Genomic DNA, 18142 nt, shown 5'->3' with positions numbered 1-18142 from the left:
AAAGTATAATCGCGCACGGTAGCAACAGAGTATGACAGATATATGTCAATCGGGTGAAATGTACCCAATTTGCAATTGAATGATTTTCAACCGCTTACTTCAACGCTTTCTCTACCTGATCAAAGTGTGCTATCACTTCCACAATTTCCATCTCTGCACTCTGATAGTCATCAGCGCCACTAAACCCTTTCATCGCAATCGCTTGAACAGTTGCTGGATGCACTAATAAATCTTTTGCATGGTAGCAAACTGGATCATCAAACTTGGGTAATTTGCCATCTGCGTGATAGCCCGTTTCAATCTCTTCAAGTGGTAAGGTAGGAATGATATCGGCGGCTTTATCCAAGGCATCTAGATAAGTCTGACACTGAGGATACTTAGCCACAAACTCATTTAGTAAAGTTCTAGAGAGAGTCACAAGCTCGGCGGATTGGGCTTCAAGTGCTGCAGCATCCTTTTCTATACGAATATCCGCAAGTAAAGTCTCGGCTTGCGCTTTATATTGTGCTAAAGATGATGTTGCTTCTGTGGTTACAGATTCGGTTTGTTGTTCAAGCTCTGGTTGCTTAGAACATGCGGTCATTAATGTTAATGCGCCAACCGCCATCACAAGTTTGTACATAAGTATCTCCTTTATTGATAACGATTATCATTATATACTACTGTCATTTTTTAGAAACAATAAAGTGACATTTTACAAGCAACAAAAAAGCGGCCAAGAAGCCGCTTTCGATTATCACAACAATGTCTGTGATTAAGGCATAGCGTCTAGGTCTGCACCTTCTTTTTCAACTTCTACCGGGATCAAATCTTCTTTGCTAACACCCATTGCCACAGCAACTGAACTCGCAACATATACAGAAGAATAGGTACCGATAAATACACCGAACAATAGAGCTGTCGCAAAACCATGAATAGTTTGACCGCCCCATACGAATAACGCAATCAATACAAGGATAGTCGTGATTGAGGTCACTAATGTACGATTAAGTGTTTGTGTCAGTGAAATGTTGATGATTTCTAAGGTATCGTCAATGCGTACTTTACGGAAGTTTTCACGAATACGGTCAGACACAACGATAGTATCGTTGAGTGAGTAACCTATTACCGCCAATATTGCCGCTAAAATCGTTAAGTCAAATTCCAGACCTAGGATTGAGAACAGACCCATTGTCAGTACAACATCGTGGAAAAGTGCAAATACGGCACCTACTGCAAAGCGCCACTCAAAACGAAAAGCAACGTAAATCAAGATACAGATAAGCGCGGTTAGCATCGCCAAGCCACCCTGCTCTTTGAGATCTTCACCAACACTTGGACCTACGAATTCAATACGGCGCATAACCACACTTTCATCCGCTTGCTTAAGTGCTGCAATCAGCTGGTTACCCAATACTTCTGCTTTCACGTCGTCTCCGCGTGGTGCAAGTCGTACTAGTACTTCTTGGCTTGAACCAAAGAGTTGCACCGAGGCATCGGCAAAACCGTTTTCGGCTAATACACTACGTACCTTTGCTAAGTCTGCTGGCTGTGAAAATCCAACTTCAACTGCCGTACCACCGGTAAAGTCCAAGCCAAAGTTTAGTCCTTTCACCATAAACGAGCCGATTGAAGCCAAGATCAACAATGCCGAAAAAGCCATGGAAAGCTTTCTTGCCGACATAAAACGGATAGTGCCTTTTAAGTTTAATAATTGCATGTCCGTCTCCTAGATTGATAACTTAGTGATACGTCTGCCACCGATGATGGCATTAATAACCGCACGCGTACCAACGATCGCTGTAAACATCGAAGTAATGATACCGATAGCTAAGGTTACCGCGAAGCCAGCAATTGGGCCTGTACCGACAGAGAATAGGATCACTGCTGCAATTAAAGTGGTGATATTTGCATCAAAAATCGTACTAAATGCACTATCGTAACCATGGTGAACGGCTTGCTGTGGACTGCGGCCTTCCGCTATTTCTTCCCGAATACGCTCAAAGATAAGTACGTTAGCATCAACGGCCATACCAACGGTTAATACGATACCGGCAATACCTGGCAGCGTCAGCGTCGCGCCTGGGATCATCGACATCACACCCACAATCATGATGAGGTTAGCCGCAAGCGCTAAGTTTGCTACCAGACCAAAGCCTTTGTAGTACAGCAGCATAAAGGCAAGAACAAAAGCAAAACCAAGGACAACCGCAGTCATACCAGCTTCGATATTTTCCTGACCAAGACTTGGACCTACAGTACGTTCTTCAACGATTTGAATTGGCGCAACCAGTGCACCTGCACGTAGTAACAAGCTTAGGTTATGTGCTTCTGCTGGGCTATCAATACCGGTAATACGGAAAGAGCTATTTAAACGCGCTTGAATCGTTGCAACGTTAATCACTTCTTCCACTTTGATTGGTGGTAACGCTTTGCCGTTTTCATCTTTCTTGCCTGATGGTTTGTACTCGATGAAAACCGTTGCCATACGTTTGCCGATAGCACGTTTGGTAAAGGCATTCATTTTTGCCCCACCTTTGCTATCAAGCTTGATATTCACCTGAGGGCGCTGATATTCATCCATACCAGATTGCGCACCTGTGATATGCGTACCTTCAAGAATAACGCGCTTTTTAAGCACGACAGGATAACCATCTTTATGCGGGATCACTTCTGTGCCAGGAGGAATACGACCTTGTGCTGCTGCACGCACGTCGGCATTTTCGTCTACTTCACGGAACTCAAGCGTCGCCGTGGCACCGAGAATTTCTTTCGCGCGAGCTGTGTCCTGAACACCTGGAAGTTGAACAATTATGCGCTCACCACCTTGACGTTGAACATTTGGTTCAGCAACACCCAGTTGGTTAATACGATTACGAATAATAGTTTCGTTTTGCTTGATAGCGTATTCGCGCAGCTCTTTATATTTAAGGTCGCTAAGGCTTGAGAAGAAAGCAAGGCTATCGCTGCTATCATTGATAAAGTCGTTACCTGGGTAACGTTTTCTCAAGAAGCTCATTGCCGCGTCTTTGTCCTCTTCCGAACGCATCGTTACTTGTACACGTTCACTATTAGAAACACGACGAACAGCACGATAACGCAATTTCTCATCACGTAAATCACTCTTGAAATCTTGCTCCATTTGCTCAAGGGCATTGTCCATCGCCGTGACCATATCCACTTCCATTGTGAAGTGAACACCACCACTTAAATCTAGACCAAGCTTCATTGGGTTTGCACCTAAGTCTTTTAACCACTCAGGTTGTGCCGGAGACATATTGATTGCTGAAATGTAATCATCACTTAAGCTATTACGCAAAATATCTTGTGCTTTAAGCTGATCTTCAACATTTTTGAAGCGAACAAGGATTTGACCGTCTTCTAACACAGAAGATTTTACGGCAAGGTTGTTCTTTTGTAGGGTTTCGTTAACTTGATCTAATACACTGAGCGTCGCATCAGCACCTTTTGTGCCAGATACTTGTATGGCCGGATCGCGACCATACAAGTTTGGTGTGGCATAAAGAATACCGATAGCTAACACAGCGAGAACAAGTAAGTACTTCCACATTGGATACTTGTTTAACACTGGGCTATCCCTTTATTGTTATTCTTATAGAGATTTCATTGTACCTTTAGGTAACACAGCTGAAACCGCTGACTTTTGCACTGTCACTTCAGTTTGATCGTTTAGTGCAATTACAACAAAGTCTTTATCATCAGCAACTTTTGTGATTTTACCCACAAGTCCACCTTGAGTTAGTACTTCATCACCCTTGCCTAATGCACCCATTAGGTCTTTGTGTTCTTTAACACGCTTGGCTTGCGGACGGTAAATTAAAAAATAAAATACCAGACCAAAAATACCCAACATGATTAGCATTTCCATGCCACCACCAGCTGGTGCTGCCGCAGCAGTACTAGCGTGCGCGTTTGAGATAAAAAAGCTCATTTCACTTCCTCGTTTATAAATTAATTATTTTCTGTCAAACCAACGTCAGCCAACTCTGGCACCGCAATGCCACGGCGCGCATAAAAGTCTTCGACAAATTCATCAAATGTACCTTCAGATAATGCGTTTCTCATTCCTTCCATCAAACGTTGGTAATAACGTAAGTTATGGATGGTATTGAGTCGAGCGCCTAGAATTTCATTACACTTATCTAGGTGATGTAAGTACGCTCGAGAGTAATTCTTACAAGTGTGACAATCACACTCCGCATCTAGCGGACTGGTATCTGTTTTGTGTGCCGCATTGCGGATTTTCACCACGCCACCGGTTACAAACAAATGACCATTACGAGCGTTACGCGTTGGCATTACACAGTCAAACATGTCGATACCACGACGCACCGCTTCAACTAAATCTTCTGGCTTACCAACGCCCATTAAATAGCGTGGCTTATTTTCTGGCATTTTATAGGCACATTGGTCAAGAATATTGATCATGTCTTCTTTTGGCTCACCAACCGACAAACCACCAAGCGCATAACCGTCAAAGCCAATCTCTTCTAAGCCCTTTTGCGACTCGGCACGAAGCTCTGGGTACATACCACCCTGAATAATACCAAATAGTGCAGAAGGGTTATCGGCATGTGCATCTTTAGAGCGCTTAGCCCAACGTAAGCTTAGTTCCATCGAGTCTTTTGCTTCTTTTTCTGTCGCTGGATACGGCGTACATTCGTCAAAAATCATGACGATATCTGACCCTAAGTCGCGCTGTACTTCCATTGCTTTCTCTGGAGACAACATGATTTTCTCACCATTAACTGGTGACTTGAACAACACACCTTCTTCCGAAATTTTACGCATCGCACCAAGACTAAATACTTGGAAACCGCCTGAATCAGTCAAAATCGGTTTATCCCAGTTCATAAAGTCGTGCAGATCTCCGTGCTGCTTGATGATCTCAGTGCCAGGTCTTAGCATCAAGTGGAAGGTATTTCCTAAACAGATATGTGCGCCCGTTTCTTTGAGCTCATCAGGGGTCATGCCTTTTACTGTGCCGTAAGTACCAACAGGCATAAATGCAGGCGTTTCTACCACACCACGGTCAAAAATCAAGCGACCTCGGCGAGCCTTACCCTGTTTGCTATCTAATTCAAATTTCATTGTTACCTCGTTGTCGGAAAAACAGTCCAACCTTGACTAAAAAACGTGCTAAGCCAATGCTTAGGGCAGTGATCTTTCGATTCTACCAAGATTACCAGCGCAATTCTAATATTGGGATAAAAAACACAAAGTCCATATCGAGCTTGCAACTTTACAGCTATAAAACGCAAAATGCCCAGTAACACTGGGCATTTTAATAGTTGTATGGCGTGAGTTACTTATCTTGCTTTTGCAAGAACATCGCATCACCGTAACTAAAGAAGCGGTATTTCTGTTCAATGGCGGTTTGGTAAGCCTTCATAATATGCTGTTGCCCTGCAAACGCACTCACTAACATGATTAACGTTGACTCTGGTAAGTGAAAGTTGGTCACCATTGCATCTACCACGTTAAAACGATAACCCGGATAAATAAAAATATCGGTATCTCCGTATAGTGGTGCAATTTCACCACCGTTTGCTTTAGCCGCAGATTCAAGTGAGCGTACTGACGTAGTACCTACTGCGATCACGCGTCCACCTCTGGCTTTTGCCGCTTTAATCGCCTCCACGACTTCTGCTGAGACTTCGATATATTCTGAGTGCATAACATGCTCTTCCACCGAGTCGACTCGCACCGGCTGGAACGTACCCGCGCCCACATGCAAAGTAACAAAGGCCATCTCAACACCTTTGTCTTTTAGCTTGGCCATCAATTCATCATCAAAGTGCAGTCCAGCGGTAGGTGCGGCGACTGCGCCAGGTTTCTCACCATACACAGTCTGATAACGCTCTTTATCTTCTTCATCATCCGGTCTGTCGATATAAGGAGGTAAAGGCATATGGCCAATTTTATCTAAAATAGCCAATACATTTTCTTCGCCCTCGAATCTCAACTCAAATAATTCACCGTGGCGCTGAACCATTTCTACGGTTGCTTGGCCTTCAAGCTCAATTTTAGTACCAGGTTTTGGCGACTTGCTCGCTCTCACGTGAGCAAGCACAGTCCGCTCATCTACAACGCGCTCAACCAGTACTTCTAGTTTTCCACCACTGGCTTTTTGACCAAACATACGAGCAGGAATAACTTTAGTGTTATTAAAGATAATTAAGTCTTCTGGATTAATGAGTGCCAAAATATCTCTAAATACTTTGTGTTCTATTTCACCACTATTGCCATTTAAGGTAAGAAGACGACTGCTAGAGCGTTCCTTCATTGGGTGTCTGGCAATCAACTCATCAGGAAGATCAAAACTAAAGTCTGCTACGCGCATGGAAAGGCCTCATTTCTAAAAGTGCGCCAAGTCTAGTGCGGTGTTTTGGCGAAATCAAGTGCTTGTAACCTTGCGTAAATACCTTTAACCTAGCGAGTCTAAAACGGTAATCACCATGTAAAATTTTGTCCGGTGTGCGCCTTTGTTTAGTGCGTTCTTTATTCTTTACGTTTAAACAATAACTTATCGCTATCGGCTATGATTTCCGAGCAAAGTTCGTGTCACTGTTTGATTATTATCAAACAGTGATTAAGTACGATTTGCTAACTTTAAGACAAGCCCAATGATTGTGTCGCAGTATCTGGTGAGGTTTTTTTATTGTGTCTAGACAACTAACGTTGCTCATTGTTAACGCCAGTGCTCACGAGCGTCAAACCTTGACTAAAACTCTTAGTGCATTAGATGTCTTTACTATCATTGCCAAGTCTGACTCCCAAGATGCCCTAAGCTTACTAAAGACTCAGGCTGTAGATTTAGTGATCACCGGCTTGGATGTTGGCAAAATTGACGGCTGGCGATTCTCGCGCATGATCCGCTCAGGTCTGCTGGCAACGCCCAAAAACACACCAATCGTACTTATTCCACCCACTTATTGTGAACGAATAGCCGAAACTACAGCTCGTAGCTACAGTATTGATGCCGTGCTGCCACTTGAGCGTCAAGACATGTTGCCGCAAATTCTGGCCAATGTGTTGTCAACACATTTAGATAAAAGCAGCCGCCTCAACTTGCTGTTGTTAGAGCCCAACCAACAACGTGCGCAAAAAATATGTGAGCACTTATCGCACAACTTCGTTTGCACACATGTAAGCTCTGCGGCCAGCGCTTTATCACTATTTTTACAAGATCACTACGCCATTGTTTTAATGGACACTACGTCTAATTTGTCAGGTTCCGCAGAAAGCTTAGTCGAGAGTATTCTCAAACATCGTCCAAGCCAAGCCATTGTAACCATTATTGACAAACGCGATGCCGACCATGCCGAACAACTATTATTGTTAGGTGTTACCGACTTTGTTCGAGCACCATACGATATGCCATTTTTAAGTAAAGTATGCGACCATGCGGCGCGGCGAGAAGATTTTATGGTGAGCTATGCTGAGTTTGCTAATAAAGTCGAACAACTCAGTCGCAGTGAAAATCGCTATAAAGATTTATTTTCTGCGCACCAACGGATCTTACTGCATCTGAGAACAGTAGTCGTCGAATTAGATTTGGAAGGCGCGATCCGCTTTATAAACCCAGCATGGGAATACCTCTCAGGCTTTGGTATCAAGTCAAGCCTCAATACCCAACTCAGCAACTATATTGCCAAAGATGAACTTGCAACTTTTAACAAAGTCATTCGAGAAATTCAAAGTGGGGTAAGGCAACATGCACAAGTAGAGCTACAACTCTGCCATAAAGCTGGACATCTAGTATGGGTTGAGTGTCGCCTGCAACTTATCAAAAATACCTCAAGTTCGGTCGCAATAACTGCAACACTCGATAATATTCACGAACGCAAGCAAGCTGAGCTGCAACTCAGACATTTAGCACTGCATGATACGCTTACTGGTTTACACAATCGCTACTATTTTGACCAGCAATTAAATCAGCTGTGCAATGAAGTAAAATCTGCACAAGAGATAGAACATGCACTAATTTATATCGACTTAGATCACTTTAAGATCATCAATGACAGTAAAGGCCATCAGCAAGGAGATATCGTACTCAAAGAAGTATCTGAGTTGTTTGGCGACAAAATAGGTGAAGAGCATCTCACCTTCCGTATTGGTGGAGACGAATTTGCTGTACTGCTTAAGCACACCAATCTACTTGATGCTCATATGTGCGCTGAAAGCATTTGCATGGCCATCGAAGAACATAAATTTCACTTTGAAGATAATGCATACTCTCTCAGTTGCTCTATCGGATTAACGCAAATCACCAATGAAAATGCGGATCCCAGTGAGTGTTTGAAACAAGCAGACATAGCCCTTTATATTGCCAAGAATCTCGGCCGCAACTTGGTTCATTGTTATAACAAAGAAGATGAACAAAACCAGACTCTGCAAACCGGATTAGAATGGGGACATAGTGTTAGGCAAGCGCTTCAGAACGACAGCATAGAACTCCACTATCAACCGATCTGGGATTTCAAAAAACAACAAATAGCCTATTACGAAGCACTGCTTAGATTAAAGATCAACGGTGAGACTATTTACCCAAATCAGTTTATTCCTGCATTAGAGCTACTTAATGATACATTTTTGATGGATCAGTGTGTGATCAGAACAGCCATTAAAGCACTAGCTGAATATGAGATCCTGAGCCAAGTGGCAATTAACTTATCCGCACATTCATTTTTAGATGAGCGACTGCAGCCCCACATTCAAGCCTGCTTAAAAGAACATCAAGTTTCAGCTAATCGCATTATTTTTGAGATCACTGAGTCTGCCAGTATTAACAATCTTAACGCAACTCAAACGATGATAAAAAATCTGAACGATCTTGGTTGCCATTTCGCTATTGATGATTTCGGGACAGGCTTCAGCACTTTTAGCTACCTAAAACAGCTACCCGCGCAGCATGTTAAGATAGATGGTTCCTTTGTTCGAGACATGCTCAATGACCCAATTGATCTGGCGCTGGTCAAAGCCGTCAACGATATTAGTCACTCGTTAGATAAGTGTTCAGTTGCCGAATATGTCGAAAACAAAGATATATTTCAACAGCTTAAGGAGATAGGTGTGGACTATGGACAGGGTTACTTTATCTCGAGACCACTTCCTATTGAACAACTAGCGAGCAGTGCAAAAACTATTTTATCTCTAAAAACAGCGTAGTAACATTTTTATACTAAAGGTTACTTTTACTTCTTGCAAAGTCCACTATAATTAAAGATATCAGTTTAAAATGTCACCAAATTTTAAGGTAACACCTTAATCTTATAGACATTCAAAGGATTGAGTTACATCTTGCTATGGATTTCAAGGGGTAAATTATGCTGTCATTATCACTGTTTTTGCTACTTGCAAACTTGCTCATCGCTTATCAATGTTACCGCTATGCCAACACAAAAGGATATCCGGTAAAATTGTTCACAGGGCTCGGTTTGCTACCCTACTTTAATCTAGTGGTTTGGGTTTACTTACTCTTTTTACCAAATTTAACTACTGCAAAAAACATCGAGCAGGCTTAATAGCTCCTTTTTAAAACAAAACAGCATGCAGCCATGCTGTTTTTTGTGTTGTCATTTTCTTGCCCCAAGTTCCAAGTTCGAAGAAGACGCTTTTTATCCCCAAAATTAGGCTAACTAAAAGCGATAGCTAGTTACTATCTCGGCAAGCTGCTTAGCCGTTTTCTCACCTTTTACACATTGCTGCACCAAGGATTTTGGATAAACAAACACCTGTTTATTGTTTGGATTGCTGAGTTCATTGTAAATAAAGCTTATATGCTCATTTCTAGGTAAATTTCTTAAACCTGCACCATAATCACATAAGCTTCGGGCTAAGCTGGTAACTAGCATTTTTTCAAGCGCCTGCTGCTTTTCAGCTTTCTCTTTCGCGCGTTTGACCCGAGAAGCCTCAAGGCTCGCTTTCAACTTATCCTTAAGGTCTTTTAATTCAGAATCCTTAAGTGAGAGCTTTTCTATGCGCTTCTCAACTTCTCTCAATGACTCCGTAAATTCTTTTACTTGATCATCACTTTCGTGCCTTTTCGCAAACTCCAGCTCCGCTTTTTGGCGTTCAAGTTCCCTCAATTGAATTCTATTCTCTCTTTCTTGTTCTACGGCTTCGCGGACCTTCTCGGCTCCTGCTCTCACTTTCTCAGCAGCATCCGAATAAGCTTGAGAAAAAGCTTCAGCTATCGGCTGTGAAATCTCAACCTCCGCGATGTCCATATCAAATTCCGGCAGTTCAAACTCCCCTATTGCAGCTACATCATCGAGATTGTCGATATGAGAGATCCACTCTAAACGGTGCCGGCGTTTTAATGCCAGTTCAAACACAACTCCCTGATCTTTCAAATAATAGCCAGAAACACTACGAACTTGATCTTGTGTGTCATGCTGTAGTGCACTCATTAATACCCGCTCAAAAATAGCAACCTCACGCTTTAGCGCTTCATCAACAACTTGGGCCTGAGCAAAGCTTGTAGCAATGGCTGCGACAGCGCCAAAACAAAGTGGAATTAACTTCATGGTTTACCTCGATACTGTGCTAAATTTTGTGTCGGTGTTTGCTCTACTTGCTCTGCCAATTCATTCAATTGCAGCCTAAGTAGGGCTTGATCTTGCGCTCTTTGTGCCTGGATCAGATCAACGAGATTATTCATTGCCAAACTGCGCTCTTTACGATTTTGTTCAACCACTTGCGTTGCTAATTTGGCAAGCGTAGCTTGATCTATAGGCTTAGTCTCATCAAGTTTTGCAAGCATGGCCTGCATAGCGCTTTGCTGCTGTGCCAGTTGTGTTTGTTGAGCACTCAACTGTTGATGTAAGCCTAAGTTCTGTAGCCAAAGTCCAGACACACCAAGCCCAACGACCAGCCAAGCTGCGACGGCAGCCACTGGCCAAGCGCGAGTTTGATGCTGCAAAGTGAGCTGTGGGGGTGGCGCTTGCTCTTCGAAGCTAGCAGCTCGCTGTTGCCAAGTAATAGCAGCACTCATCATTTCTCGATATTCACTATCTGCCTGAAGTTCGGCCAACTCTGCCTCAGACAGCACTTTGCCATCTAGCCACTGCTCAAATAAGTGTGCTAATTTAGCCATGATTTTGCACCTCTAGTTGCCCTTTCATCTTACCTAACGCACTGTATAGCCTAGCCTTCACCGTATTACTTGATAACTCAAGCTGCTGCGCAATTTCATCAAAGGTGTAGTGCTGGAAAAACTTTAGCTCCACGACAATGCGCTGCTCAAATGGTAGTTGTTTCAGCGCAATATATATCTCTTCGTTACTTTGTTGTTGCACTATTTTGCTGTCAGGTCCGCGTTGCGGTGCCTCAGGTTCTTTACCTTCAATCGATTCAAACTTATGTTTTCGCATGTGATCAACTATCCGTGCATGGGTGATTTTAAATACCCAAGTCGAGAACTTGGCATCGCCATTAAAGGTATGCAGATTTCGATACATACTTAAAAATACATCTTGAGCAATATCTAACGCGTCTTGTGGGTTACCAACCAGCCTCAAGCATTGGTTATACACACGGCCATGATGCTGGGCGCAAAGTTTTGACCATGCTCCTTGATTACCTTGCAGTGCTCTTTTTATTAATTGTTTTTCGCTATTAAAAAACACGCAGTTCACTCATCCAATCTTCTCACTAATTATTAATCGTAGCGGGCGCAAAAAAAGTTGTTCAGACGGGAGAATTTTTTGAGAAAAAAAGCACCATATAGGTGCTTCTTCATCATAACTATTACTGCGACTGACATTGGCCATTAATGTAGTCACCAACAAAGTCACTAAATAGTCTAAAATCTCTGATCCGCCCCGTGGTACGACGCCAAATCAAGCCAATCTCACGATATGCATGATCTTGTGGTGGCATAGCCACTAAAGGTTTCCCTTCCAAAATCCCAGCATTAATCGCCATTTGAGGTAAAAACGTTACGCCATTTTTGTATTCCACCATACTTAATAAAGTATGTAGGTTTGCCGCCTCAAATGGATTAATACACGCGCTACGGTTCAAGTGGCAAGCGCTAAGAGCATGTCCCGTCATACAATGCTCTTTTTCGAGTAAAAATACACTTTGCTCAGGTAACAGGTTAAAGTCCTCTATCGGCTCAGGTACGCTGTACTCCGTATGACGAACCAAACTAAAATGATCTTTTGCGAGTACTTGAGTATGAAATTTATCGGTTCTATACGGCAGCGCTAACATTGCCATATCAATATGACCATGCTCTAACTTATCCAGTAAGTTATCGCTGGTATCTTCAACCAGTACCAAATTAAGTGCTTCAAACTCCTTTTTGCACGCCTGATAAAGTGGCGCAGCAATAAAACTCGCAATGGTGGGAATGATCCCTAACGTCAACTTGCCAGATAATGGGTTTTTATAGCTTTTAGTCAGCTCTTTAACGCTCATAGTGTCGTCAATAATTTTCCGTGCTCGTTCAACCACTTCCTCACCAATATCGGTAAACATTAGGCTGCGATTTTCGCGTTCAATTAGCTGACATCCCAATGTCTCTTCAAGGTTTTGTATCGCGCTACTTAGCGTCGATTGACCAATAAAGCATGCTTCCGCTGCACGACCAAAATGTTGGTGCTGATGCACCGCAAGAAGGTATTGTAGTTGTTTGATACTAGGTAGATTCGTCACAAGCTTTACTCTTAATTTTCAACAGCACAAATAAAAAGACCCCAACACCAAAGGTGTTGAGATCTTTTCAAGCTAAAAGTCTGTCTTTTTGAAAAGTGCGGTTTATTTTTATACGCCGAACACTAATCTCAATATATAGAATATAACAATAGCAAGGGCAGCACCAACTGGCAATGTAATTACCCAAGAAACTACGATGTTACGAATAACACCCATGTTTAATGCCGCAATACCACGCGCCATACCCACACCCAATACCGCACCAACCAAGGTTTGAGTTGTAGAAATTGGTAGGCCTGTGCCTGATGCGATTACTACTGTTGAAGCAGCAGCAAGTTCTGCTGCGAAACCACGGCTAGGAGTAAGATGCGTGATACCTTCACCGATGGTCTTGATAACTTTTTTACCAAGAATCGCAAGACCCGCAACAATACCTAAACCACCTAGCGGTAAGATCCACCAAGCGAGTGCTGCTTTCTTAGCAATTTCACCGTCGTTTTCAACAATGTTTACCACTGCCGCTAATGGACCAATTGCGTTAGCAACGTCATTCGAACCATGCGCGAATGCCATACAACATGCTGTTAGTACCATAAGGATAGCGAATACTTTTTCAACATTATTGAACTGCATTTGCTTATCTGCATTGGGATCCATTTTCAGCTTAGAAATCGCAATCTTACCGATAACAGCAATGATAATAGCGATACCGATAGCAAGCGCAAAACCTTCGAATGTGCCGAGCTTGATACCAATATGCTTAAGGCCTTTCTTGATCGTAACCAAAGACATAACAAAGCCCGCTAGACCCATGTAAATAGGCACAAAGCGTTTGGCATTTTCTAGTGGCTTATTGGTATCGAAAATGAGCTTTTGGGCACTCATAAAGATGAGATAAGCAATAAAACCAGAGATGGCTGGGGTGACAATCCAGCTGCCAACTATGCCTGCAACTTTACCCCATTGAATTGCTTCGCTACCTACAGCAACTAACGCAAAGCCAATGATTGCACCTATGATTGAGTGCGTCGTAGATACCGGCCAACCTAGCATTGAAGCCATTAGTAACCAAGCGCCTGCAGCAAAAAGTGCAGAGATCATTCCCAATATCATCAGTTCAGGAATATCTATGAAAGGAGTAGAATCTATAATCCCTTTTCGGATCGTTGATGTTACCTCACCACCAGCAAGATAAGCACCAGCGAATTCGAAGATCATAGCAATGATAATTGCTTGTTTGATGGTAAGTGCTTTTGAACCTACCGAAGTACCCATAGCATTCGCAACATCATTTGCGCCAATACCATAAGCCATAAAGAAACCAACTGCTGCGGCGATTAAAACCAATACTGTGCCGTAGGATGCAATGATATCCATAAGAAACCTTACTTTATTCTAAAAGATCGATTTTTATTAACGAGCTAACATCAGCTCAAGACGTGAACCAACGCGCTCTGCGATATCAGCAAGCCCACCGACCCACTCGATAATCTTATATAAGAACATCGCATCAATTGGGTTAAGCTCGCTTTCAACAGCGCGTAACTCTTGACGAATTTTAATTTGCATATCGTCGGTATCTTGCTCGATGGCATCAAGCTCAACTAGCATTTTTTCAACTAAAGTGACTTCACGGCCTCTAAAGCCAGTCTCAAGTAATTCATCAAACTCATTAATCGCTTCTGATGCTTGTTTAGTCGCGTCCACACAACGAGTGACGTAAGCAAGAAAATCTTTTTGAATGGATTCAGGGATGACCATTTCACGACCGATAACGCGACCTGCGATATCTTTCGCTTTGTTGGCTATCTTATCTTGGTGGGTGATAAGTTCCAGTAAGTCAGTCCGTTCTACTGGCATGAATAAACCACGAGGCAAATGTAAGCGTACTTCACGCTTTAGTTCATCTGCTTCACGCTCTAGGTTGCGGATTTCAATGCGAATTGCATCCGCTTCTGTCCACTCCCCTTTGAAGACATGGTTAAAAAATGGGATCAAAGCCGCACTGGCTTGATGGACTATTTTTATATGCTCTTCAATTGGCTTAATAGGAGATTTAGCAAATACTCCTAAAAACGCGTTACTAGGCATAACTGACCCTTAAATCATATTTGTATGCATGTGCAAAGTGTAATTTTACAGCATTGAACGCTGTTGTGAACGGTTTTATTGCAAGTTTAGATGAACTTACTATGAAATTGCGCGCCGAGAGCGCGCAACTAATTGATAAGCATCACAAGGTTTTTGCGATATCTTCTTGAGATGTATGACGAATATCTTTGCCATTTACGAAATAAATCACGTATTCCGCAATATTTTGACAACGATCGCCGATACGCTCTAATGAACGCACAGACCAAATTAAATCCATAATTTTTGGAATAGAGCGTGGATCTTCCATCATATAGGTCATAATTTGACGTGTTACAGCTTCGTATTCACGGTCCACTTTGGCATCAGCTTTATGCACTTCAAATGCCTTTTGCGCGTCCATTCGGGCAAATGCATCAAGCACATCATGCAGCATTTGTGACACTTGGCGACCCATATTGTCAATATTCACCAATAGATCTTGCTGATCTTTGGTAAACGAGTCCAATGCAACTTTGGCAATACGCTCCGCTTCGTCTCCGATACGCTCAAGATCTGCAATCGTTTTCGCGATGGCAACAACCAAACGCAAGTCACTGGCTGCAGGCTGTCTTTTCGCGATGATACGTGTACATTCTTCGTCAATATTCACTTCCATCGCATTGACTTTGTAGTCGTTCTGACTGACCTTTTTCGCTTTTTCAGCATCATTGTGATTAACCGCATCAAGCGCAGTGTTTAATTGCTGCTCTACCAATCCACCCATGCTGAGTACGTGATTTCTCACGTTTTCTAGCTCTTCATTAAAGCGGCCAGAAATGTGCTTATTAATATTATGTTCCATTATATTCTCCTCGCAAGCTCGTCTTAACCGTAACGACCTGTAATATAGTCTTCTGTTTTCTTCTTAGACGGCGTGGTGAATAAGGTATTGGTATCTGCATACTCAATTAACTCACCCATATACATAAACGCAGTTTGATCAGATACACGCGCAGCTTGTTGCATGTTATGCGTAACAATAACGACAGTATACTTGTTTTTCAGGTCGTTAATGAGTTCTTCGATAACCAATGTTGAAATCGGATCGAGTGCTGATGTTGGTTCATCAAGTAACAACACTTCTGGTTCAATCGCGATAGAGCGAGCAATCACCAAACGCTGCTGCTGACCACCAGATAAACCAAATGCACTGTCGTGAAGTCGGTCTTTTACTTCATCCCAAAGCGCGGCGCCGCGGAGTGACTTCTCAACCACTTCATCTAACTTACGCTTATCTTTGATACCTTGCAGACGCAGGCCATACACTACATTCTCATAAATAGACTTAGGGAAAGGGTTTGGCCTTTGGAATACCATACCTACGTTACGGCGCAGTGCCGCAACATCTACGCTCTTGTCATAAATGTTCTGCCCTTGAAGGTTGATTTCCCCTTCAATACGACAGCTATCAACCAGGTCGTTCATGCGGTTAATACAACGCAGTAACGTTGACTTACCACAACCTGATGGACCGATAAACGCGGTTACCTGCCCTTTTGGGATCAACATATTGACGTTACTAAGGGCTTGTTTATCACCATAGTAAAGATCTAGGTTTTTGATCTCTAGTGCGGTGAGTTCTGGACTTAAGTTTGCTAAATCAAGCTTGTTATTGCCGTTTGCTTGATTGACTTCTGGCGCTACTGTAATCATGTTTTTACCTATTAAAAATCTTTACTATTAATGCTCTAACGATCTGAATTTTTCGCGTAAGTGGTTACGAATACCAATCGCTGTGATATTCAGTGCAATAATCACCGTAACCAGTAGAAACGCGGTTGCATAAACCAAAGGTCTAGCAGCTTCTACATTCGGGCTTTGGAAGCCAACATCATAAATATGGAATCCTAAGTGCATAAACTTACGATCCAAGTGAATATAGGGGAAGTTTCCGTCTAGCGGTAGGGTTGGTGCCATTTTTACTACACCCACCAGCATCAGAGGAGCTACCTCACCCGCGGCACGCGCAACAGCAAGAATAAGACCCGTCATAATTGCCGGACTTGCCATTGGTACAATGATCCGCCATAAGGTTTCAGCTTGAGTCGCACCAAGCGCAAGTGAACCATGACGCACTGAGCTTGGGATCCGAGACAGACCTTCTTCCGTGGATACAATAACCACTGGCAAAGTAAGGATAGCAAGTGTAAGTGCAGACCAAATCACACCCGGTGTACCAAATACAGGACTTGGCGCAGCCTCAGGGTAGAAAAGTTCGTCAATTGACCCACCTAGCATATAGACGAAGAATCCTAAGCCAAACACCCCATATACAATGGATGGAACACCTGCAAGGTTGATCACCGCGATGCGGATCATCTTAGTCACAGCGTTCTTTGCTGCATATTCATGAAGATAAATCGCGGCAATAACACCGAATGGGGTCACGATCACCGCCATCAGCATAACCATAAATACCGTACCAAAGATTGCAGGGAATACCCCACCCTCGGTGTTTGCTTCACGCGGGTCATCACTCACAAACTTGCTGATTTGCACTAAGTAGTGACCCACTTTGGCAAAAAAGCCCATGTCATTTGGAAACCAAACGTCCAACACTTGGTACAGCGGTAAAGTCACTTCTTCACCACGCATATCACGCACTACAACTTGGTCACGCTTTGCTTGCTTCCTTAGCTCAAATAAACGTTTTTCGAAGACTTTGTAATCTTCACGTAGCTCAGCACGGCGCGCATTTAACTCTGCTAACTTTTCCTCTGTCAGGTCATTATCAAGTTGATACGACTTTTCTTTTAAACGTAGACGTTCAAGCTCATAGTTAATGTGCCCGATTTCGCTATTTTGTAGATCAAGCGCTTCGTCATTAAGGTCAACGGCGCGTTCAACAAGCTCATGTAGCCTTTCAATCGGCTGGTCAGTTACTACTTTACCGTCTTCTAAAACGCGGGCAACATAGCCATAGAAATTACCATTTTTACTACGCTCAAATACTGCTAATTCCGCTGGTTTCGACTGGCTTTTGATATCTGTTGATAATACCCAACGAAAATCAAGCTCTACATATTCACGGTTACCCGTTTTAATGAGTAAACGCTCGATTTGCTCGCTGTTGTAGCCTGAAAGGTCGAATCCGGCAGCTTCAAGACGAGACTTTGGTACCATCTCGCGATCGTATATTTCACCAATCACAGTCTGCTTAGCAACTGAACCGTCGAGATGCATTTCTACAACTTCTGATGGCCAAAAGAAGCTCAGTCCTTTCCACGCTATCATCGCAAGTAGTCCAATTACTGAAATCAAACTAATACTGACCGCGCCACCTGTCATCCAGATCCACGGAGAACCTGACTTAAACCACTGTTTTACCATGTCATGTCACTCC

Annotated in this window: 17 protein-coding genes; 2 read left to right on the top strand and 15 right to left on the bottom strand. The window is 42.9% G+C overall.

Translation table 11 applies throughout. The features are described 5' to 3' along the window. Nucleotides 1-94: 94 nt before the first annotated feature. The 6 genes from CKO50_RS10200 to queA all read right to left on the bottom strand — a co-directional run bounded on the left by CKO50_RS10200 (nt 95) and on the right by queA (nt 6343). The gene (locus CKO50_RS10200) at nt 95-622 is read right to left on the bottom strand and encodes a hypothetical protein (protein WP_095728066.1); all 528 of its coding nucleotides are present in this window, start codon (nt 620-622) and stop codon (nt 95-97) included. A 132-nt stretch (nt 623-754) separates the two neighbouring features. After that, nucleotides 755-1699 carry a protein translocase subunit SecF gene (gene secF / locus CKO50_RS10195; RefSeq protein WP_095728065.1) on the bottom strand — a complete coding sequence of 315 codons (945 nt, stop codon included), beginning with the start codon at nt 1697-1699 and terminating at the stop codon, nt 755-757. A 9-nt stretch (nt 1700-1708) separates the two neighbouring features. After that, the gene (gene secD, locus CKO50_RS10190) at nt 1709-3568 is read right to left on the bottom strand and encodes a protein translocase subunit SecD (protein WP_095728064.1); all 1860 of its coding nucleotides are present in this window, start codon (nt 3566-3568) and stop codon (nt 1709-1711) included. A gap of 24 nt (nt 3569-3592) precedes the next feature. Then, the gene (gene yajC, locus CKO50_RS10185) at nt 3593-3931 is read right to left on the bottom strand and encodes a preprotein translocase subunit YajC (RefSeq protein ID WP_010374166.1); all 339 of its coding nucleotides are present in this window, start codon (nt 3929-3931) and stop codon (nt 3593-3595) included. 20 nt (nt 3932-3951) lie between these two features. Beyond that, nucleotides 3952-5091, bottom strand: a complete 1140-nt coding sequence (gene tgt / locus CKO50_RS10180) for a tRNA guanosine(34) transglycosylase Tgt (RefSeq protein ID WP_010374167.1) — start codon at nt 5089-5091, stop codon at nt 3952-3954. Nucleotides 5092-5305: 214 nt separating this feature from the next. Continuing rightward, nucleotides 5306-6343 (bottom strand): tRNA preQ1(34) S-adenosylmethionine ribosyltransferase-isomerase QueA, encoded by a 1038-nt coding sequence (gene queA, locus CKO50_RS10175; RefSeq protein ID WP_095728063.1) that lies wholly within the window; start codon nt 6341-6343, stop codon nt 5306-5308. A 320-nt stretch (nt 6344-6663) separates the two neighbouring features. On the opposite strand from queA, the gene CKO50_RS10170 reads away from it, so the two are divergent. Then, on the top strand, nt 6664-9171 hold the full coding sequence (locus CKO50_RS10170) for an EAL domain-containing protein (RefSeq protein WP_095728062.1): 2508 nt from the start codon (nt 6664-6666) through the stop codon (nt 9169-9171). 158 nt (nt 9172-9329) lie between these two features. After that, a complete protein-coding gene (locus CKO50_RS10165) occupies nt 9330-9527 on the top strand; it encodes a hypothetical protein (protein ID WP_010607165.1) in 198 nt (65 codons plus the stop codon). A gap of 114 nt (nt 9528-9641) precedes the next feature. On the opposite strand, the gene CKO50_RS10160 is transcribed toward CKO50_RS10165, so the two are convergent. From CKO50_RS10160 to pstA, 9 genes are all read right to left on the bottom strand, one after another. Next, entirely contained in the window at nt 9642-10532 is an 891-nt protein-coding gene (locus CKO50_RS10160) for a hypothetical protein (RefSeq protein ID WP_095728061.1), read from the bottom strand. Continuing rightward, on the bottom strand, nt 10529-11101 hold the full coding sequence (locus CKO50_RS10155; protein WP_045962626.1) for a hypothetical protein: 573 nt from the start codon (nt 11099-11101) through the stop codon (nt 10529-10531). The genes CKO50_RS10160 and CKO50_RS10155 overlap by 4 nt, the downstream gene beginning before the upstream one ends. Then, nucleotides 11094-11633 carry an RNA polymerase sigma factor gene (locus tag CKO50_RS10150; protein WP_095728060.1) on the bottom strand — a complete coding sequence of 180 codons (540 nt, stop codon included), beginning with the start codon at nt 11631-11633 and terminating at the stop codon, nt 11094-11096. Before CKO50_RS10150 ends, CKO50_RS10155 begins: the two co-directional genes overlap by 8 nt. 121 nt (nt 11634-11754) lie before the next feature. Next, nucleotides 11755-12666 carry a hydrogen peroxide-inducible genes activator gene (locus CKO50_RS10145; protein WP_095728059.1) on the bottom strand — a complete coding sequence of 304 codons (912 nt, stop codon included), beginning with the start codon at nt 12664-12666 and terminating at the stop codon, nt 11755-11757. A 108-nt stretch (nt 12667-12774) separates the two neighbouring features. Then, nucleotides 12775-14043, bottom strand: coding sequence for an inorganic phosphate transporter (locus CKO50_RS10140; protein ID WP_095728058.1), 1269 nt, complete (start codon nt 14041-14043; stop codon nt 12775-12777). A 36-nt stretch (nt 14044-14079) separates the two neighbouring features. Further along, nucleotides 14080-14757 (bottom strand): TIGR00153 family protein, encoded by a 678-nt coding sequence (locus tag CKO50_RS10135; RefSeq protein WP_095728057.1) that lies wholly within the window; start codon nt 14755-14757, stop codon nt 14080-14082. 142 nt (nt 14758-14899) lie between these two features. Next, nucleotides 14900-15601, bottom strand: coding sequence for a phosphate signaling complex protein PhoU (phoU, locus tag CKO50_RS10130; protein WP_010607158.1), 702 nt, complete (start codon nt 15599-15601; stop codon nt 14900-14902). Between the two features lie 23 nt (nt 15602-15624). Continuing rightward, a complete protein-coding gene (gene pstB / locus CKO50_RS10125) occupies nt 15625-16452 on the bottom strand; it encodes a phosphate ABC transporter ATP-binding protein PstB (RefSeq protein ID WP_010607157.1) in 828 nt (275 codons plus the stop codon). 27 nt (nt 16453-16479) lie between these two features. Then, nucleotides 16480-18129, bottom strand: a complete 1650-nt coding sequence (pstA, locus tag CKO50_RS10120; RefSeq protein ID WP_095728056.1) for a phosphate ABC transporter permease PstA — start codon at nt 18127-18129, stop codon at nt 16480-16482. Between the last annotated feature and the right edge of the window lie 13 nt (nt 18130-18142).

The organism is Pseudoalteromonas sp. HM-SA03, assembly GCF_002289345.1.
GTDB lineage: Bacteria > Pseudomonadota > Gammaproteobacteria > Enterobacterales > Alteromonadaceae > Pseudoalteromonas.
The sequence above is the reverse complement of the archived record's forward strand: the minus strand, read 5'-3'. Positions and strand labels throughout refer to the sequence as shown.